This window comes from Streptomyces sp. NPDC004561, assembly GCF_053602155.1.
In genome coordinates, this window is record NZ_JBSGDB010000002.1 from 39,083 (window position 1) to 57,475 (window position 18,393).

Annotated in this window: 16 protein-coding genes and 1 pseudogene; 10 read left to right on the forward strand and 7 right to left on the reverse strand. The window is 70.1% G+C overall.

Annotation, left to right across the window (positions count from 1 at the left end; genetic code table 11):
• Window positions 1–155: 155 nt before the first annotated feature.
• The gene (gene pyrE / locus ACWEN3_RS00495; RefSeq protein ID WP_452963828.1) at window positions 156–683 is read left to right on the forward strand and encodes an orotate phosphoribosyltransferase; all 528 of its coding nucleotides are present in this window, start codon (window positions 156–158) and stop codon (window positions 681–683) included.
• 254 nt (window positions 684–937) lie between these two features.
• On the opposite strand, the gene ACWEN3_RS00500 is transcribed toward pyrE, so the two are convergent.
• Window positions 938–1,492, reverse strand: a complete 555-nt coding sequence (locus ACWEN3_RS00500) for a GNAT family N-acetyltransferase (RefSeq protein ID WP_452963830.1) — start codon at window positions 1,490–1,492, stop codon at window positions 938–940.
• A gap of 656 nt (window positions 1,493–2,148) precedes the next feature.
• On the opposite strand from ACWEN3_RS00500, the gene ACWEN3_RS00505 reads away from it, so the two are divergent.
• A complete protein-coding gene (locus tag ACWEN3_RS00505) occupies window positions 2,149–2,625 on the forward strand; it encodes a DUF4231 domain-containing protein (protein WP_452963832.1) in 477 nt (158 codons plus the stop codon).
• Here ACWEN3_RS00505 and ACWEN3_RS00510 read toward each other — a convergent pair.
• Window positions 2,617–3,627, reverse strand: a pseudogene (locus ACWEN3_RS00510) (IS701 family transposase). The gene ACWEN3_RS00505 and the pseudogene ACWEN3_RS00510 overlap by 9 nt on opposite strands.
• A 42-nt stretch (window positions 3,628–3,669) precedes the next feature.
• On the opposite strand from ACWEN3_RS00510, the gene ACWEN3_RS00515 reads away from it, so the two are divergent.
• Together ACWEN3_RS00515 and ACWEN3_RS00520 are read left to right on the forward strand one after the other, a co-directional pair.
• The gene (locus tag ACWEN3_RS00515; RefSeq protein WP_452963833.1) at window positions 3,670–4,125 is read left to right on the forward strand and encodes a hypothetical protein; all 456 of its coding nucleotides are present in this window, start codon (window positions 3,670–3,672) and stop codon (window positions 4,123–4,125) included.
• Window positions 4,126–4,847: 722 nt separating this feature from the next.
• Window positions 4,848–6,593 carry a TIGR03767 family metallophosphoesterase gene (locus tag ACWEN3_RS00520; RefSeq protein ID WP_452963835.1) on the forward strand — a complete coding sequence of 582 codons (1,746 nt, stop codon included), beginning with the start codon at window positions 4,848–4,850 and terminating at the stop codon, window positions 6,591–6,593.
• Window positions 6,594–6,965: 372 nt separating this feature from the next.
• Here the strand turns inward: ACWEN3_RS00520 and ACWEN3_RS00525 are convergent, their stop codons facing one another.
• Window positions 6,966–8,531 carry an MFS transporter gene (locus tag ACWEN3_RS00525; protein WP_452963837.1) on the reverse strand — a complete coding sequence of 522 codons (1,566 nt, stop codon included), beginning with the start codon at window positions 8,529–8,531 and terminating at the stop codon, window positions 6,966–6,968.
• 181 nt (window positions 8,532–8,712) lie between these two features.
• Window positions 8,713–9,540 carry a 3-hydroxybutyrate dehydrogenase gene (locus ACWEN3_RS00530; protein ID WP_452963839.1) on the reverse strand — a complete coding sequence of 276 codons (828 nt, stop codon included), beginning with the start codon at window positions 9,538–9,540 and terminating at the stop codon, window positions 8,713–8,715.
• A gap of 334 nt (window positions 9,541–9,874) precedes the next feature.
• Between ACWEN3_RS00530 and ACWEN3_RS00535 the strand changes: the two genes are divergently transcribed.
• The 4 genes from ACWEN3_RS00535 to ACWEN3_RS00550 all read left to right on the forward strand — a co-directional run bounded on the left by ACWEN3_RS00535 (window position 9,875) and on the right by ACWEN3_RS00550 (window position 14,743).
• On the forward strand, window positions 9,875–11,341 hold the full coding sequence (locus tag ACWEN3_RS00535) for an extracellular catalytic domain type 1 short-chain-length polyhydroxyalkanoate depolymerase (RefSeq protein WP_452963841.1): 1,467 nt from the start codon (window positions 9,875–9,877) through the stop codon (window positions 11,339–11,341).
• Window positions 11,342–11,589: 248 nt separating this feature from the next.
• Window positions 11,590–13,260 (forward strand): PP2C family protein-serine/threonine phosphatase, encoded by a 1,671-nt coding sequence (locus ACWEN3_RS00540; protein WP_452963843.1) that lies wholly within the window; start codon window positions 11,590–11,592, stop codon window positions 13,258–13,260.
• The gene (locus ACWEN3_RS00545) at window positions 13,257–14,348 is read left to right on the forward strand and encodes a cobalamin B12-binding domain-containing protein (protein ID WP_452963845.1); all 1,092 of its coding nucleotides are present in this window, start codon (window positions 13,257–13,259) and stop codon (window positions 14,346–14,348) included. The genes ACWEN3_RS00540 and ACWEN3_RS00545 overlap by 4 nt, the downstream gene beginning before the upstream one ends.
• Complete coding sequence (locus ACWEN3_RS00550) at window positions 14,345–14,743, forward strand: STAS domain-containing protein (protein ID WP_452963846.1); 399 nt, start codon at window positions 14,345–14,347, stop codon at window positions 14,741–14,743. The genes ACWEN3_RS00545 and ACWEN3_RS00550 overlap by 4 nt, the downstream gene beginning before the upstream one ends.
• 21 nt (window positions 14,744–14,764) lie before the next feature.
• On the opposite strand, the gene ACWEN3_RS00555 is transcribed toward ACWEN3_RS00550, so the two are convergent.
• Together ACWEN3_RS00555 and ACWEN3_RS00560 are read right to left on the reverse strand one after the other, a co-directional pair.
• On the reverse strand, window positions 14,765–15,214 hold the full coding sequence (locus tag ACWEN3_RS00555; protein ID WP_452963848.1) for an ATP-binding protein: 450 nt from the start codon (window positions 15,212–15,214) through the stop codon (window positions 14,765–14,767).
• A gap of 88 nt (window positions 15,215–15,302) precedes the next feature.
• Window positions 15,303–15,638, reverse strand: a complete 336-nt coding sequence (locus ACWEN3_RS00560; protein WP_452963850.1) for an STAS domain-containing protein — start codon at window positions 15,636–15,638, stop codon at window positions 15,303–15,305.
• A 126-nt stretch (window positions 15,639–15,764) separates the two neighbouring features.
• Between ACWEN3_RS00560 and ACWEN3_RS00565 the strand changes: the two genes are divergently transcribed.
• On the forward strand, window positions 15,765–16,301 hold the full coding sequence (locus tag ACWEN3_RS00565) for a TspO/MBR family protein (protein ID WP_452963852.1): 537 nt from the start codon (window positions 15,765–15,767) through the stop codon (window positions 16,299–16,301).
• 179 nt (window positions 16,302–16,480) lie between these two features.
• Here ACWEN3_RS00565 and ACWEN3_RS00570 read toward each other — a convergent pair whose 3' ends face one another.
• Entirely contained in the window at window positions 16,481–16,915 is a 435-nt protein-coding gene (locus ACWEN3_RS00570; RefSeq protein WP_452963880.1) for a MarR family transcriptional regulator, read from the reverse strand.
• Window positions 16,916–17,116: 201 nt separating this feature from the next.
• Here ACWEN3_RS00570 and ACWEN3_RS00575 point away from each other — a divergent pair, with 201 nt between their 5' ends.
• Window positions 17,117–18,292: a PP2C family protein-serine/threonine phosphatase gene (locus ACWEN3_RS00575; protein WP_452963853.1), complete on the forward strand. Its 1,176-nt coding sequence runs from the start codon at window positions 17,117–17,119 to the stop codon at window positions 18,290–18,292.
• Window positions 18,293–18,393 lie beyond the last annotated feature (101 nt).

The window sequence follows — 18,393 nt, forward strand, 5'->3', positions numbered from 1 at the left end:
AGGCCGGCGGCGGGACCCCCACCACCGGCCTTCGCCGTGCACCGCGCGCGCCACTCAGCCGCCGAGACCGGCGCACCCAGTAGTTGCCGATCTCAGCCAGGCTGAAGCCGACTTCGAGGGGCCCGACAGGCGGTCAGATGGAAGACTGGACTCCTGTGACACATTCCGATCTCGCTCGCCGTATCCATGCCGCCTCCCATCTCACAGGGCAGTTCACGCTTCGGTCCGGACGTACTGCCACGGAGTACTTCGACAAGTACCGGTTCGAGGGGGACCCGGTCCTGCTGGATGACATCGCCCGGCAGATGGCATCGCTGGTGCCCACCGGCACCGAGGTCCTGGCCGGCCTGGAGATGGGCGGCATCCCGGTGGTGACCGCGCTCGGCCGACACACGGGTCTACCGTGCGCGTTCGTGCGCAAGCAGGCCAAGCCCTACGGCACCTGCCGTCTCGCCGAAGGTGCCGACATCGAGGGACGCCGGGTACTGGTCGTCGAGGACGTGGTCACCAGCGGAGGACAGATCGTGCTGTCGACCGCGGACTTGCGTGGTCTGGGCGCTCAGGTGCACGAGGCCCTGTGCGTGATCGACCGCCAGCAAGGCGGTGCCGACGCCCTCGCGACCGAGGGCATCGAACTGTTGTCGCTGCTGTCGGCATCGGACCTGCGAGCCGCTGCCGCCTGACGGGGCTGTGCAGGACGGTTCCGAACGTCACCCACGTCCAACCGTCGCAGCAGCCACCCCGCCGACCGTCCCCAGTCAGAGCACTCTCACTTCTTCCGCTCGATGGCCACTCCGGTCCCGCAGGCGGCTTGACTCGGTCGTCGAATCTCCCGGCCAAAGTCGCTACGCCGACCGCGTGTCCAAGGTGCAGGACATGGCAACCAGGGCTTGAGTCGACTCCAGAGCGGCCCGTTTCCGGTACCGGTCCTATCGATCTACGGGCCGGTGGCGTATAGCTGCCAGACTGCGTCTGTGCCGCTCTCGGATGATGCCAGCGGTTGCTCGCCAGGCTTGTACCCCACCTGCGTGAAGCCCAGGCGTCGGGGGACCGTCTCGCTGGCGGTGTTGGCCAGGTCATGCACTATCTGTACGTACTCGACGCCTGGCAGCGCGAATGCTTCCTTCGTCATGGCTGCCGCTGCTCGTGTGGCCAGGCCTCTGCCTGTGGCGGCTGGGTGTAGCCAGTAGCCCATCTCCCGACCGCGCGTATCGGCGATACGGAACAGGGAGCAGTTGCCTACCAGCTTTCCCTCGTCGCTGATTGCATAGTGGTACGCCTGGCCGGTACGCCAATCCGGGTCGCAACGGTCCAGGAAGTCGGAGGTGGCCTGCTGGCTGTGGCCAGCCACCCAGGGCATCCACGGCAGCAGATGGTGAAGTGACTCTTCAATCAACTGGAACAGGGTCTGGAAGTCCTCCTGAGGCCGCCAACGACGCAACACGAAGTCTTCGCAGTCGATGACGGGCTTCGGACGGCACACGGCGATCACGGTCCAACCTTTGGGTGGGTGCCCGCAACGCGATTCCTACGGTGAGGGGCCGCCGATGACGGTGAGCCGGCCGCGTGTTCAAGGCCCTGGCATGCCGACCTGGTGCGTCAACGTGACCGCAGCAGCACCGCGATGGGCTCATCGCCCGCGGTGGTTCATCCAGGAGAGATCCTCACCGCTGTTGCCCATGGCCCCGCGCTTCCAGGCGCGCAGATCGCGCCGGGCCTCCCGTGCATCGAGCTCCATGCTGCGACTGTCTCGGTTCGTACTCCCCCGGTGCCGTGCGCGTCGGTCGATGAGGACACCGAAGACGAGGAACCCCAAAACCACCAGTGCTGCTGGTGCTAAGAGAATCATGAACACGATGGTCCAGCCGCTCGACTTCGCTGTCCAGCGATATCCTCACGTGCCTGATCAGATGGTGAGCGGCGGGGAACCACGGGGAACGTCGGCAAGCCAATCGGGGACACGCAGGTCAGCGTCTCACCAGCCCAGCCCCGATCCGCATACGCGATCTTCCAAGCTAGTGGTAACGGAGCGAACTGGCGGGTTGACTGTGTTGTCTCGCCGCCGATGTACTACCACGCATGCCAGCAGCGGATGACGGACAACAGTCACTCCAAGCTCACCCCGCAGTCTCCCGTCCCGTGGTCGGGGTGCAGGAGTACGTAGAGGGAAGGCTGACGCAGTACCAGGAGTGGTACGACAAGAAGGCCGTCAAGACGAAGGCGATGCACCTCCGGATGAGGACGATCTCAGTGGTAGGAGGAGCGTTGGTCCCGGTGTTAGTCAACCTCGACCTGTCATTCGCCAAACTTACCGCCACGGTGCTGAGCCTGATCGTTGTCGGCTCTGTCTCGCTGGAGAGCGTCTACCGCTATCGCGAACAGTGGAAGAACTACAGATCGACTGAACAACTCCTCGGCCATGAACGGATCTACTTCGAGACCAAGGTGGGGCCCTATTCGGGACTCTCGGACAACGAAGCGTTCACGACCTTAGTCGCACGCGTAGAGAGCGCGATCGCCAACGAGAATTCTGCGACCCTGAACGTCATGACCCTAGGCGGTCAGGTCAGCGCTGATGTTCAAACGCCACCTGGCGTCCCAGGTGCGCGGCGAGAGCTAAATTAGACCTGTCAAGCCCTGCGTTTTCTTCTGACACCAGCACCTGACACCAACGGGTGCGTACCACACCGGACAACGCCGAAACTCAGGGCGCGCCGGTTCGCGGCCGTTGAGGCGAGACCTCAGGACGACGGTGAGGAAGGCATGGGCGAGCATCGCGAGGGTGACCCAGCGGTGCCCGGACGTCCAACGTCTGACCTGGTGTTCGTCCAGCCCAGTTAGGCCCTTTCCGGACTGGAAGGTCTCCTCGATGGTCCATCTGCGTCCGGCGACGCGCACCAGGGTGGACAGCGGTGCCGGGGCGGCTGAGTAGCAGCAGTAGAAGGCGAGTTCGCCGGTGCGTCGGTTGCGCCGGACGAGCAACTGGTGGTGGCCAGGGCGGTCGTCGGCGAGGTCGGCCAGGGCCCAATCGTAGAAGCGGTGCCCCTTGGCCCCGGCGCCGGCGGAGAGTTTCTGCTAGGCTCTCCGCGCAGCTTCTTGATCAGGGCGTCGGCGCGGAACGTGCCCGCGTGGGTGGTGATCTGGTGGTCACGGGCGACGGCGAGTACGTAGCCGACCCGCCGTTTCTCCAGGGCGGTGCGCAGATGCGGGTTGGCTCCGTAGACCTCGTCGCCGGCCACCCAGGTTGCGGGGACGCCGACGTCCAGCGCGGGCAAGGTAGACGGCGACCTGGGAGTTCTCGATGCGCCCGGCAGTGCCGGTGTACTGGCGCCGCACCCCCACAGTGCCCATGCCTTTCTTCAGGTCGCCGTTCTCATCCACGACCAGCACCGCATCCTCGTGGTGCAGGTGCTCGACGACGAAGCCGCGGATGTCATCGCGTACCGCGTCGGCATCCCACTTGGCCCTCGACAGCAGGTGTTGCAGACCGTACGGGTTCGCGTCCCCGGCCTGCTCTGCGAGTGTCCAGCAGTTCTTGCGCGGCAGGTCCGACAACAGTCCGAGCACGAACGCCCGTGCCCGGCGCCGGGGTTCCACCCGGACGAACCGTCCCGCGATACGGCCCATCAGGACCTCGAACGCTTCCTGCCAGCGGGCAGGATCTATGCTGTGACCTGCGGCCACCGCCTGATCTTCTGTCTTCACACACCGATGATCACCGGTGGCCGCACCCGTCCCCTGACCGGCCCGACCAGCAAGATCAGGGTCTGGGCCCGAGCACCAGCTCTGGAGTTGAATCGGCTGATGGACATGTCCTCCCGAGAGATCCGCATGCCCCTCAGCGAGGTCGTCGCAGTACTGCAGGACCTGAACGAGTTCGTCGTTTCCCTCGACCGGCTCGGATCCCGCCAGGCATCCGGAACCGCCGACGAGTCCACCGTCGGCACATTCATCGCCGACTGGGATGTCGCCCGGCGATTGGCCCGCGCCCGACGCGTCATCAGCGTCGCGCTGGATGCACAACTGAGCGAGGAAGACAACGCCGAGATCGACGCGTTGTGCGATCAAGGCCGCTTCTACGGCACGGACAGCGCAACCAGCCTCTCCACTGACCAATCCAGCTGAGGCCGCAAGCACATCGGACCGGACCAATCGAGACCGGGATCAGTTCGGCCCGGGACGTGGTACCCGACCAGCAAGATCACGATCTACAGCCGGAGTACTGGGCGAGCAACCCAAGGACTTGGAAGGCGCGCACCGTATGCCAACTACGCTGCCATCCGGCGTCTGGAGCAGCCCAGGGTCACATAGTGGTTGGCGAGCTCCGGGCGCATCGGTGTCCGTCTTCGGCGGCATGGGCAGAGGCGAACGCAACCGCATCAAGATCCGGGTACGCACCGCCATGGGCTTCCGGCCCAAGCTCCAGGGCCGCTACCTCGGCGGGCGAGCACCCTACGGCTACCGCATCGCAGACGCCGGACCCCACCCCAACCCCGCCAAGGCAGCCGCAGGACAGCGCCTGCACAAACTCGAACCCGACCCCGCCACCGCGCTCGTCATACGCGGCCAGAAACGTGTGCCAGGCTCCGCCGCTGGCCGGCCAGTTGGCGGAGAGGCAGCGTCCTTACTCCCCGAGCAGCGCCCGCTCCGGCGTCGCCCGCGCCTGCGCGTCGGCCTGTACGGGGGCCACAACCACAACCGCGAGCCACCGTACCCCCGTTCTCCCCGTTTCCCTCAAGTTTCCCCGCGCGCTCTGGACACTTGTCTACCCGTCAGTAAGGTGGCTCCGGCGGACGCGTTCGACCGTCGGGCGTGACACTCAACTGCCGCCATGTACAGGGGGATTCATGAGCGGAATGAGCCGTCGCCGGTTCGTGTCGGGAGCATCCGCAGCAGCCGCGGGAGCCACCCTGTGGCCGCTGCTGACGCCGAGCAGCGCGCGTGCCCAGGACCGGGCCCTGGCTGCCACGGCCGCGCGTGCCATCCGGACCGGCGGGACCACGCTGGAACAGGTGGCCACGCCGTCCGGCGACAGTGCGTACAAGCGGCTGGTGGCAGGGACGGGCTGGCCGCTCGTGGTGCGCGCCGAGCTGGCCGGTGCCGCGTCCGGGCGGGACGACCGGCGGACCGGGCTTGCCTCATTCGTGCAGTTCACCGACCTGCATCTGGCGGACACCGAGTCGCCGTTGCGGTTCGAGTACCTGGCCCGGTTCAACGACAGCGCGCACCGGCCACAGGAGACGCTGACCGTGCGCGGTGCCTCGTCACTCGTGGACCGGGTCAACCAGGTACGCCAAGGGCCCTACACGGGCCTGCCGTTCAGCCTGGTCATGGCCACCGGCGACAACACCGACAACCACGAGCGGATCGAGCTCGACTGGTACCTGACGGTCATGAGTGGCGGCCGGATCACCCCGAACAGTGGCGACCTCGCCCGCTACGAAGGCGTACAGAACTCCGGCAGCGCCCAGTACTGGAACCCCGAGTCGTCCCTTCATGACGCCTACAAGGCCAAGGGCCTGCCGCAGATACCCGGCTTCCTGAGCGGCGCGATCCGCCCCTTCGACGCACCCGGCCTGAGCGTCCCCTGGTACACGACGGTCGGCAACCACGACGACAGCATCGAGGGCAGCCTGCCCGACCTCGGCCTGCTGAACGACCTCTACACCGGCTCACGCAAGCTGGAGGGCTGTGACGACGCCACCGCGGCACAACTGGCGGACGCCGTGCTGCACGACCCGGCGGAGGCCGTGCTGCTGCTGAGCAAGCTGCTGACCAGCGCCGGCTCGATCCGCACGGTCACCCCAGACGAGCGGCGCCACCCGTTCACCCCCGCCGAATTCGCCCAGGCGCACCTGAATCCCGCATACACAGGTGCGGGCCCCGTCGGCCACGGCTTCACCAAGGACTCGGTGACCAGCGGACACCTCTACTACACGTTCGACCTCCCCAACGACGTCCTGGGCATCAGCCTTGACACCACCAACCGGGCGGGTTTCGCCGACGGTTCACTCGGCACCGCACAGCTGAACTGGCTGGACTCGGTCCTCAAGGCGCACAGCGGACATTGGTACGACAGCGACGGCAAGGCGGTACGTGGCGGATCCGACAGCCGGCTCGTCGTCGTCTTCAGCCACCACACCAGCGGCACGATGGGCAACCTGCTGCCCGATCCGTACCACCCCTTCGAAGCCCGGCACAGCGGCGACGAGCTCGTCACGCTCCTCCAGCGCTTCCCGAACGTCGTGGCCTGGGTCAACGGGCACACCCACGCCAACCGGATCATCCCGCACGGCCATGCCGTCCCCGAGCGCGCCTTCTGGGAGATCAACACCGCTTCCCACGTCGATTACCCGCACCACGCCCGGATCATCGAGATCGCCGACAACCAGGACGGCACCCTCTCGCTGTTCACCACGCTCATCGAGTCAGCAGCCCCCTACCGGACCGACTTCAGCGACACCTCCGATGCTGGCCTTGCGGCTCTGTACCGGGAACTCGCCTACAACGACCCCTACGCCACCCCCGCCACCCGCATCGGCGCCGCCGCGGACCACAACACCGAACTACTCCTGGCCAAGCCCGCGACGTAGGTGCCGACGGCCCTCCGGCGCGCTCCGCCAACCGGCCCGCCCCGGGACGACGCCGGCGGGCCGAACGTGGTGAGCGGGCCGAACATGGTGAGCGGGCCCAAGGGGCCGACGGACAGACCGGGATCAGCGACGTGGTCGCAGGTGCCGGTCCTGTCGTCGTGGACGAGGGTGCTGGACGAGCCGTTCAGGGAGAGCGTGAGCGTCTGGGTGGCGTCCGACCAGAACTCGTCAGAGCAGCGGCGCGATTCCTTCATCCGCCGCACCGGCCGCCTCCTGCCGGGCGTCAGCCGTGATGACCCGCATGGTGCCGGGGGCGCTGTCGGCTTTGGACATATTCTCACCCTCCGCTGAACTTCGCCTTTCATGCCCCGGTTACCTTCCCAGCAGAGTCAGGTCAGCTTTGCAGTCAGGAGACCGGTGCGGTGAAGCAACGCAACACAGGCGGCAGGATCTACGCCCCGCTGGCCAGCGTGCTCCTGGCCCTGTCGGTGGGCGGCTGCGGCGCGAGCGGTGGCAACGCAACCGGCCCGGCGGCCACCTCGCGGCGGACGCCGCCGTCTGCTGGTCCGGGGCGGGGCGCGCCGCGGAGCCGTCCGGCTCGATCGTGGCCAGGTCCCTGCCGCGCGTCTCGCGGGCGGCGACCACGGCGATCACGGTGATCAGGGCGGCCAGGCCGACGTACACCGAGATCGGCGCGGAGTCCCCGTAGGCGCCGAGCAGCGCGGTGGCGATCAGCGGGGCGGGGGCGCCGGCCGCCACCGAGGAGAGCTGGGCCCCGATGGAGGCGCCGGTGTAGCGCATCCTGGTGGCGAACAGCTCGGAGAAGAACGCCGCCTGAGGCGCGTACATGGCACTGTGGAAGATCAGGCCGACGGTGACGGCCAGCACCAGAGCGGGGAACGACCTGGTGTCGAGCAGGGCGAAGAAGGCCCACGACCACGCGCCCACGCCGACCGCGCCCACCAGGTAGACCGGCTTGCGCCCGATCCGGTCGGACAGCGCGCCGAACAGCGGGATCAGGCAGAACTGCACGGCCGACCCGATCAGCACCGCGTTCAGCGAGGTCTGCTTGTCGATCTTGAGGTGCTCGACGCAGTAGGTGAGGACGAAGGCGGTGATCACGTAGTACGAGATGTTCTCGGCCATCCGCGCGCCCATCGCGACCAGGATGTCCCGCCAGTGGCTGCGTACGACCGCGACGAACGGCGGCTGCTCCGCCCGCTGTTCGGCCTTGCGCCGCTCGGCCTTGGCCAGCGCCTCCTTGAACAGCGGGGACTCGTCGACGGACAGCCGGATCCACAGGCCGATCATGACCAGCACGGCGGAGAGCAGGAACGGCACCCGCCAGCCCCAGGAGTTGAACGCGTCGTCGCTGAGCAAGGTGGTCATCAGGGAGAGCACGCCGACGGCGACCAGATTGCCGGCCGGTGCGCCGCCCTGCGGCCAGGACGCCCAGAAGCCGCGCCTCTTCGCGTCACCGTGTTCGGACACCAGCAGCACCGCACCGCCCCACTCGCCGCCGAGGGCGAAGCCCTGGACCAGGCGCAGGAGGGTCAGCAGCAGGGGAGCCGCGACGCCGATCGTGCCGTAGCCGGGGACGCAGCCGATCAGGGCGGTGGAGATGCCCATCATCAGCAGGCTGATCACCAGGAGCTTCTTGCGGCCGAGGCGGTCGCCGTAGTGGCCGAAGACCACGGCGCCGATCGGGCGGGCGGCGAAGCCGATGGCGTAGGTGAGGAAGGACAGCAGGGTGCCGGTCAGCGGGTCCGACTCCGGGAAGAACACGCGGCCGAAGACCAGGGCGGCGGCCGAACCGTAGAGGAAGTAGTCGTACCACTCGATGGTGGTGCCGATGAGACTGGCCGCGACGACCCTGCGCAGATCGCGTGGTCTTCCGGAGGCGCCTGGGCGGGTCACGGCGTTGTGATCGCTGGGCATGGTTGTCACCGTTCTCGGAGGGGATGGGAGCGGAACCGCCGGACCCGGCTGACGCTGGGGGACGGAGGAGCGAGTCCGGGGGAGTTGTGCCGGTGCGGTGCGCCGGGGGCAGCGGCGCGGGTGCCGTCCGGACCGGCCGGGGCCGGCAACGGACGGCAGGGGAAACTGGGTTGACGGTCCGTCAGTGTGCCGTCCAGCCTCCGTCCAGGGGGATCGAGCTGCCGGTGAGGTAACCGCTGCGTTCGGTGCACAGCCACAGCGCCGCCTCGGCGACCTCGGCCGGCTCGATCAGGCGCTTGATCGCGGTGCGTTCCAGGAACACCTGGTCCACCACCTCCGCCGCCGGGATGCCGTGGGCGAGCGCCTGGTCGGCGATCTGCTGCTCCACCAGCGACGTGCGGACGTAGCCGGGGTTGACGCAGTTGCTGGTCACGCCGTGCGCGGCGCCCTCCAGGGCGACCACCTTGCTCAGGCCCTCCAGCGCGTGCTTGGCCACGACGTACGCCGACTTGTAGGCACTGGCCCGAAGACCGTGCACGGAGGAGATGTTGACCACCCGGCCCCAGCCCTGCGCGTACATGTGGGGCAGGGTGCGGCGCAGGATGCGGAACGGCGCCTCCACCATCACCCGCTGGATCAGCGTGAAGCGCTCCGGGGGGAACTCGTGCACGGGCGCGATGTGCTGCAGGCCCGCGTTGTTGACCACGATGTCGGCGTCGTCCGGCAGCGCGTCCACGGCGTCGGCCTCGGAGAGGTCGGCCACGACGGCGATGCCGCCGATCGCCTCCGCCACCTCCTTGGCGGCCTCGGCGGCCCGGTCCACCACGTAGACCTCGGCACCGGCCGCGGCGAAGCCCTCGGCGCAGGCCCGGCCGATCCCGCCGGCCGCACCGGTGACCAGGGCCCTGCGGCCGGTGAGGAACCGGGTCGAGGCCAGACCGGACGCGGCGCCCTCACCGGGCCCGGGATGCTGGGGCGAGCCCTCGGCGGAGCTCTTGGTGCTGTCCATGGCCGAACACGGTAGGTAGGAACCATGGGGTGAGACATGTGGGTCGCCCACATATTTTCGGGACCTGGGGTGGGTGACATCGCCATGCGCCGGCGGCCGGCGGCCGCCCCGGTGGACCCTGCCCGCCGGGAACACCCGATAAGGGTGCATGCGCCCGGCCCGTCGCATGTCACAGCGGCACCGCCGACGCCATGGGTGCGCGAGCCACGCCGGGCACCGGGCTCCTGGGTGTCCCTCACATGTCGCGGACGGGCCGGCCGGTCGTACGGTCCGTTTTCAGCAAGCCGGTACGACGCTCCCCACGCCTCTCCCCCCACCTCATCGGAGTCGCACCATGCTTCCCTCCACCTGGCGCGGATTCTTCCGGCGCACCGCACTGGCCGGCGCACTGGGCGCCCTCGCCGCGGGCCTGACCGCCGTCACCCCCCTCGCGCCGAGCGCGGCGGCCGCCGGCACCCTCCAGCAGGTCACCGGCTTCGGCTCGAACCCCGGCAACCTGGCGATGTACGAGTACGCCCCCACCGGCCTGCCCGCGGGCGCGCCCCTGGTCGTGGCCCTGCACGGGTGCACCCAGTCGGCGAGCGACTACCACACCCACTCCGGCTGGCAGAAGTTCGCCGACCGGTGGGGCTTCGCCGTGGTCTACCCGCAGACCGGCACGGCCAACAACAGCCTGTCCTGCTTCAGCTGGTTCGACTCGGCCAAGGACACCCGGGGCAAGGGCGAGGCGGCCTCGATCGTGCAGATGGTCGACACCGCCGTGGCGCAGTACGGCTCGGACCGCGGCCGTGTCTTCGTCACCGGCCTGTCCGCCGGCGGCGGCATGACCGCGGACCTGCTCGCCGACTACCCGGACGTGTTCGCCGGCGGCTCCGTCGACTCCGGCATCCCCGCGCAGTGCGCCACCACGCAGACCGCCGCCTCCGGCTGCCAGTACAGCGACCAGAACCTCACCCCGAAGCAGTGGGGCGACAAGGTCCGCAACTCCTACCCGGGGTACTCCGGCCCGTGGCCGCGGGTCGCCGTCTGGCAGGGGTCCTCCGACACCACCGTCGCCCCGGTCAACGGCACCGAGCTGCGCGACCAGTGGACGGACGTCCGGGGCATCGGCCAGACGGCCTCCAGCACCCGGACCCTCGCCGGCGGCACCACCGAGAGCGTCTACGACGACCGCACCGGCGAGCCCGCCGTCGCCCTGTTCTCCGTCTCCGGTATGGCGCACGGTCTCGCCGTCGACCCCGGTTCGGGCGCCGACCAGTGCGGCAGCACGGGGACCTACTACCTCGACCACATCTGCTCCAGCTACTACACCGCGAAGTTCTGGGGCCTGGACGGCAGCGACGGCCAGGGCGGCACCGGGTCCCTGCCCGCCCCGTCCGGACTCACGGTGACCGGCACCACCGACACCGGCGCCTCGCTGTCGTGGAACTCCGTCAGCGGCGCCGCCTCGTACGACGTCTACCGCGACGGCGCCGAGGCCGGCTCCGTGACCGGCACCACCTACACCGACACCGGCCTGTCCGCCGGCGCCTCCTACCGCTACACCGTCGCGGCGGTCGATCCCGCCGGAGCCGTCGGCGCGTCGTCCGCGCCGGTCACGGCGACGACGACAGGCGCCGCACCCAAGTGCTGCACCGACAACAACTACGGCCAGGTGCAAGCCGGTCGCGCCCACCAGAGCGTCGGCTACACCTACGCCGACGGCTCCGGCCAGAACATGGGCCTGTACAACGTCGCCGTCACCCACACACTGAAGGAGACCTCCCCGGGCTACTTCGTCATCGCCGACTCCGGCTGCTGAACCCGCGAGTGCCGGCACGCCCGCACCGGGAACCCACGCCCGGCGCGGGCGTGCCGGCGCAGGTGAGTTCGAACTCCCCTATGAGCCCTGACCATTGTTTCGAAGAGGGCCGGACTCGTGGGCCCGGGTGCGGGTGACGTCGGCGGCGGTGGGTTGCGGCCCCGGGGGTGAGTGCGAGACGGTTGCCGTAAGGCATCTTTTTCTATGGCAGGAAGGTGGTGGGGTGCGCACCTAGCGTGCCTCCGATTGTGTCTGTTCACCAGGGTTCTGCCGCCCGCCCGCCCGATACCGGCCCCGGGGCCGGTGAGACGTGGGCCGAGGCTCCCTATCCCGTGCTGGTCGTCGACCGGCACGGCGGTCTTGTGCGGGTCAACGAGGCGGCCCGGCTGCTCCTGCCCGGCACGAAGAGCGGTGACCGACTGCCCGACACGGGGCCGCCCTGGCTCTGGGATGCGCACCAGCGCCTCGGCGACGGCTCGCGCAGCGCCTCGGCCGGTCCGCTGAGCGGTCGTATCAACGACCGTTTCTTCGAGGCGCATCCCACTCCCGGCGACCATGGCGACGTGGTGTGGTGGCTGGTCGACGAGACGGACCGTCGCCTGGCCGAGTCGGCGCTGACCGACGCTCAGATGCGGACCGAGATTCTCTCCCAGATCTCCGGCGCGCTGCTGTCCACGCTGAACGTGCCGCGCTGCATGGAGGTGGCCGCTTCCATGGCCGCGGAACACTTCGCCGAGGCCGCCGTCCTCGTCGCTCCCTCCCAGGGCAAGCGCCACCCGCTGACCTATGCGCGCCGGGGCGGGCCCGTCACCCAGATCAGCCGGAAGGTAGAGGTCTCCGGCGTGCCGGGCCTGACGGAGGCGCTGCAGGGCTTCCCGCCCGTGCCGGCTCGCTGGATAGACCCCGCCGGCATTCCCGACTGGGTGGTCCCGGACGGCTTCGCCGGACCGGTCGGCTCGGTGATCGTCGCCCCGCTGCCCGGCCACGGCGTGCCCGCCGGGGCGTTGATCCTGCTGCGCTCCAGCACCGAGCAGGCCTTCACCGAGGGCGAGGAGATCTTCGCCCGGCTGTTCGCCGCCCGCGCGGGCGCCGCCCTGTCCGCGGCCCGTCTCTACGCCGAACAGGCCACCATCACCGACACGTTGATGCGGGAACTGCTGCCCCCCTCGCTGCACAGCGTGCACGGGGTGGAGTACGCCGGCGGCTACCGCGCGGCCAAGGACCACGAGCGGGTCGGCGGCGACTTCTACGACGTCCACCCCGGCTCCGACCCCTCCCAGGAGACCCTGGTCGTCCTGGGCGACGTCGCGGGCAAGGGCCTGGACGCGGCCGTGCTGACCGGGAAGATCCGCAACACGCTGCACGCCCTGCTGCCGCTGGCCGGGGACCACCAGCAGGTGCTCGGCCTGCTCAACGGCGCCCTGCTCAACTCCCATCACACCCGCTTCGCGACGGTGGTCCTGGCCTCGGTGCGCCGCCGGGGCGGCCGGGCGCAGGTGCGGCTGACCAGCGCGGGCCATCTGCCGCCGCTGACCGTCCGCGCCGACGGCACGGTCGAGGAAGTGTCCACCTACGGCACCCTGGTGGGCGCCCTGCCGTCCGTCACGACGAACACGGTGCGGACGACCCTCGCACCCGGCGAGACCTGCCTGCTCTACACCGACGGCATCACCGAGGCGCGGGGCGGCCCGCTCGGCGACGAACTGTTCGGTGAACACCGCCTGCGCCGGGCGCTTTCCGAGTGCGCCGGCATGCCGGCGGAAGCGGTCGTGGAGCGGGTGCAGATGCTGGCCGCCCAGTGGATCGGCCCGGGCCGGCACGACGACATGGCCACCGTGGCCATCAGCGCGCCCAGAACCGGCTCACTCACGGTGGTCAACGGGAATGCGGGCGGCCGAGACAGCAGGAGGAACACGTGAGACAGCTACCCGCGACGGCCGATCTGGTGGAGCGGCTGTGGCAGGCAGTGGTCGACGGCGAGGAACACGCGGCCGCCAGGATCGTGCACCAGGCGATGGCCGACGGTGTGGAGGAGGAGACGCTGCTGCTGGAGGTCATCGCGCCGGTCCAGGAGAAGGTCGGGACCGAGTGGGCCGCCGACCGCATCACCGTGGCCCAGGAGCATGCCGCCACCGCCATCAACGAGCGGGTCATCGCCTCCCTGGCCCACGTCAGGCGCCGCCACGGCGACGGCCTCGCTCCCCGGCGGGGCCGCGTCACGGTGAGCTGTGTCGACGGCGAGTGGCACGCCTTCCCGGCCCGGCTCGTCGCCGAGGTCCTCTCCCTCAGCGGCCGGTGGGTCGACTACCTCGGCGCCCAGACCCCCACCCCGCATCTGGTGGCCCACCTGCACCACACCAACCCCGACGCGGTCCTGCTGTCCGGGTCGATCCCCACCCATCTGCCCACCGCGCACGCCGCCATCACCGCCTGCCAGGCCGTCGGCGTCCCCGTCCTGGCCGGTGGCCGCGCCTTCGGTCCCGACGGCCGGTACGCCAAGGCCTTCGGCGCCGACCGGTGGGCGGCCGACGCGCGCGGCGCGGTCGCCGTACTGGACGAGGGCCTGGCCCGCCCGGACGCGTCGGTGAGCCGGCAGGCGGTGGACGACCTGCCGCACCTGGCCGACCAGGAGTACACCATGGTCGTCCAGTCCCGCCCGCAGCTCGTCAAACAGACGCTGGTCGAACTGGAGTCCCGCTTCCCGGCCATGCGCGGATACGACGACGCCCAGCGGGAGCGGACCGCGGAGGACATCGCCCATGTCGTCGACTTCCTGGCCACCGCCCTCTACGTCGACGACTCCGACCTGTTCACCGGATTCCTCGACTGGACGGCCGACATCCTCGAAGCCCGACGTGTCCCGGCCCGGTCGCTGGTGACCGGCCTGGACATCCTCGCGGGCCAACTGCGCGACTTCCCCCGCAGCACGAACCTGATCCATGAGGGCACCGCCGTCCTGGGCGAGCGCCCCGCCCGTTCCGTCCCCGGCCCCGGCGCCCACGCATGACCGATCTGTCCCCTGCCGAGTTCGCCGTCGACTGCGTCCGTGAGCCCGACACGCTGACCGTGCGCGTAGGCGGAGAACTCGACTACGACACCAGTGACGACCTGCTCGACGCGGTCACCGGGCACCTGACGGGCGAGCAGGAGCCGTGGCGCGACGTGCGCCTCGACTTCAGCGAGCTGACGTGGATCGACTCCTCGGGCCTCGCCGCCCTGCTGATGATCCACCGCCGTACGAGCGCCCTCGGCGCCACCCTCCACCTCGACAACCGGCCGGACGTCCTGGAGCGCATGCTCCACATAACCAACGTCCTCGGCCACCTCACCGCTCCGGTGACCCCCGGGCGGACCCGGACGGCCGAGCCGGACGAGGGAATCAGGGGAGCCGGAGTGACGTGACCGGTGCGCCGTACGGCGGGGTCAGCCGGCGTGCGTGCGCAGGACCAGGCGAGCCAGAACCTGCTTGCCGAGCTTCGACGGGACGGTCTGCACCTGCTCGCACAGCCGCGTGACCAGGCGCAGCCCGTGGCCGCCGACGGTTCCCGCGTCACCGGCCCGCACCTCGGGCGGGCGGGGTGAGCTGTCATGGACGGCGATCCACAACTCGTCCGTGCCGGGCGTCAGTTCCAGCAGGAGGGCGCCGGGGCCGGGCGCGTGGCGGAGCGCGTTGGTGACGAGTTCGCTGACCACGAGCTGGGCGTCCTGGCTCGGCCGGTGGTCGGGACGATGGCCGGCCCGGGCCAGCAGGCCACGGACCGCGTGCCGGGCGTCGGAGATGGAGATTCCGGCCAGGTCCCAGGTCGCGCTGTGCCGCAGGGGAGCCGCCTGTCGTGGTTCATCCGCTGCCTGCCCCCTGATCGTGATGGCCATGGATGTGTCTCCATGCGTGGTCGGTCGGTATTTCTTGATCACACAGTGGTCTCGTCGTGCCGTACCCGCCTACCCGCTGTAGTCCCGTTCATGATGTGGCGGCGTCCGCCCTGCCGGGTCCGGGCCCCGCGTCGACGATGGTGAAGTGGTCGATGGTGCCGCTGATGGTCAGCAGCCGGGTGACCGCCGGCTGCAGGGGGCCGAGGAGCACGAGGTCACGGCCGTCGGCCAGGTGACGGCGCCGGGCCTCGAGGAGAGCGTTGAGGAGCATGCTGTCGGCGAAGCTCACCTGGGACAGATCGACCGCCGTCACGGGCAGCGCCGTCCGATCGGCCGCCTCCCACGCCGCGTCGAAGTCCTCGGCGTCGTCATGGTCCACTTCGCCGCGCACGGTGACGACGAAGGTCTGCTCATGGTGGGTCACGTGCACTTTCATCCCAGAAGCCGCCTGCATCGGGTCATCCTCGCACCACACATTTCCACCGGGCCGACCGCACCCGACACGGTGACCGCCGCCATGTGACGCGCCTCAGCGGGTATTGGGGAGGTCATGAAAATCATCGGTGAACGCTCCCGTGCGGGCGGCAGCGGCGCGTGGACGGCCTGCGCGGCCGTCGCCGTCACCGCGACCGCGGTGGCGGGCGCCCGGGCGGTCGACGCGGGCGGCCCCTGGTACCGCTCGCTGGACAAGCCGGCATGGCAGCCGCCCTCCTGGGCGTTCGGGGTGGTGTGGACGCCGCTGTACGCCTCGATCGCCTGGGCCGCGGGCCGGGGGCTCAGCCGGGCGCGCGGCCGTGAACGCGCGGCACTGGCGGTCGATCTGACGGTCGATCTCGCGCTCAACGCGGCGTGGAGCCACCTGTTCTTCGGCCGGAGGAGCCCGCTCGGCGGTCTGGTGGGCACGGTGCTGCTGGACGGCGGCAACGCCCGGCTCGTCCGCCGGATGGCCGGCACCGACCGTGCGGCCGCCGCGGCGCTGACTCCGTATGCGGCTTGGTGTCTGTATGCCACCGCTCTGAATTTCTCCTTGGTGCAGCACAACCCCGGTCGCCGCTGCGCCGTTCCGGCAGCCGCGAGGGCCGGATGAAGCGGGGCAGGGGGCACCCGAAGAACTGTTGTCGTTTGACAACAATAGCCATAAGGCAACAGAGTAGCCGTGTCGGACGTACGCGGGGAAGGACCTGGAATGCTCCGGTGGGAGACCGCTCCGTGGGCTGGTCGCGAACGCCGAAGGGCGGTGGCGGCGACGGTGCCGTGTACGGCCTTTCAGGCGGTCCGGTTGCCGGAGTCCGGGGTGTCGTCGTGTATCTGCGTGGCCGCGGTCGCGCAGAACGCCTCCAGTCCCTCCAGCAGCGCGACGCGCTTGGCGGCGGGCATACCCGCCAGGACCTTCTGCAACTCCCGCTCCCTGCGGGCGCGCAGGTCGGCGAGGAAGGCGCGGCCCCGGCCGCTGAGCCGCAGCCGCACCTCGCGCCGGTCCTCCGGGCTCACCACCCGCTCGACGAAGCCCGCGGCCTGCAGCCGGTCGCACAGCCTGCTGGTCGAGGGCGGGGTGGACGCGAGGGACTCGGCCAGGGTGCGCAGATTGATGCCCTCGTGGTGTTCGAGGATGTGCAGCACCCGCAGCTGGGACGCGGAGGTGGGCGCGGTCGAGGCCCGGCCCCACACGACCTCCAGCAACTCGACGGCCGTGGTGGTCACACGGGCGACTTCGTCGGGCTCCGGGCGGCGGCGGAAGGCAGTCACGGTCACACTCTCGCAGGCACTGTGGTGCCTGTCAGCGTACTAGGCGCCCGCACCGGCAACAGATGACTCGGGACGACCGACGCGGCTCCTCACCGGGCCCGGCTTCGTGAGCGAGCCCGTACGGTCTTCCGGAGAAGGATTGGTGTATTTCCCATCGTGAACAGATTCGAAGCCGCTGCTCGCGCTCTGCGCACAGCGGCTCCCCACGAGTTGCTCGACGCCGTCCGCGCCGTCCTGGCCGAGCGGTACGACGCTGAGGCCGTCGAGCTGTTCATGGCCGACTACGGCCTGACGGTCCTTCAGCCGGTGTCGGTGCTGCCGCACACCCTGGAGCCCGTGCCGGCGCACGGCAGCCCGGAGGGACGGGCCTTCGGCTCGCAGGAGCCGTACTGGGAGGAGGAGCGGGACGGGCGTGCACGCGTGCATCTGCCGGTGAGCGTACGCGGTGACCGGCTCGGCGTGCTCTCGCTGACCCTGCCCGGGAGCGACGCGGCGCGCGCGTGTCTGCCCGAACTGGCCGAGATCGCCGAGGTGCTGGGGCGCGAGGTGTACGTGGCCGAGCGCGACACCGACCTGTACCTCCAGGCGCGCCGCAAGGACCGGCTCACCCTGGCCGCCGAGATGCAGTGGCAGCTGCTGCCCGGCCGCTCCTGCTCCCGCTCCGAGTACGACCTGGGAGCCCAGCTGGAGCCGGCCTACGCCATCTTCGGTGACAACTTCGACTGGTCCGCCACGGCCGACCACCTGATGCTCTACGTCACCAACGGCATGGGCGAGGGGATAGAGGCGTCCCTGCTGACCAACCTCGCCATCAACGCCCTGCGCAACGCCCGGCGGGCCGGCCTCGCCATCGCCGACCAGGCGGCCCTGGCCGACCAGGCCGTCTACGCCCACTACCGGGGACGCTGCTATCTGTCCGTCCTGATGTTCGAGTTCGATCTGGCCACCGGCCGGGCGAGCGTCGTGGACGCGGGCTCCCCGCAGCTGCTGCGGCTGCGCGGTGGCAACGTCGAGCGCGTCACCTTCGACGCCCAGCTCCCGCTCGGCATGTTCGAGGAGACGGACTACGTGGCGCAGGACTTCAAGGTCGAGCCCGGCGACCGGCTCGTCTTCGTCAGCGACGGCGTCCACGCGGTGGCGTCCCCCAAGGGCGAGGCATACGGAGAGGCGGCCCTCGTCCGGGCCATCCACTCCACTCGGCTGCTGCCCGCCGCCGAGGTCCCCCGCGCCATCCTGCGGGAACTGAGCAGCCACCGTGGCACGGCGGCGCTGGCGGACGACGACGCGCTGGTCGTGTGCCTCGACTGGCGCGGGCGGCCCACACGGCCGTGAGCCCGTACGGTCACGGGGCCCGGCGAGCGACCCGGCGGTGTCGCCGTCCCCGCCTCGCACGCGCCCGCCGCTCCGGCCGGTGGCGGTAGCGTGGAAGCCAC

Coding starts and splice junctions, on each gene's coding strand:
- ACWEN3_RS00520 (WP_452963835.1), top strand. CDS start 4,848: ATGAGCGGAATGAGCCGTCGCCGGTTCGTGTCGGGAGCATCCGCAGCA.
- ACWEN3_RS00525 (WP_452963837.1), bottom strand. CDS start 8,531: ATGCCCAGCGATCACAACGCCGTGACCCGCCCAGGCGCCTCCGGAAGA.
- ACWEN3_RS00530 (WP_452963839.1), bottom strand. CDS start 9,540: ATGGACAGCACCAAGAGCTCCGCCGAGGGCTCGCCCCAGCATCCCGGG.
- ACWEN3_RS00535 (WP_452963841.1), top strand. CDS start 9,875: ATGCTTCCCTCCACCTGGCGCGGATTCTTCCGGCGCACCGCACTGGCC.
- ACWEN3_RS00550 (WP_452963846.1), top strand. CDS start 14,345: ATGACCGATCTGTCCCCTGCCGAGTTCGCCGTCGACTGCGTCCGTGAG.
- ACWEN3_RS00555 (WP_452963848.1), bottom strand. CDS start 15,214: ATGGCCATCACGATCAGGGGGCAGGCAGCGGATGAACCACGACAGGCG.
- ACWEN3_RS00565 (WP_452963852.1), top strand. CDS start 15,765: ATGAAAATCATCGGTGAACGCTCCCGTGCGGGCGGCAGCGGCGCGTGG.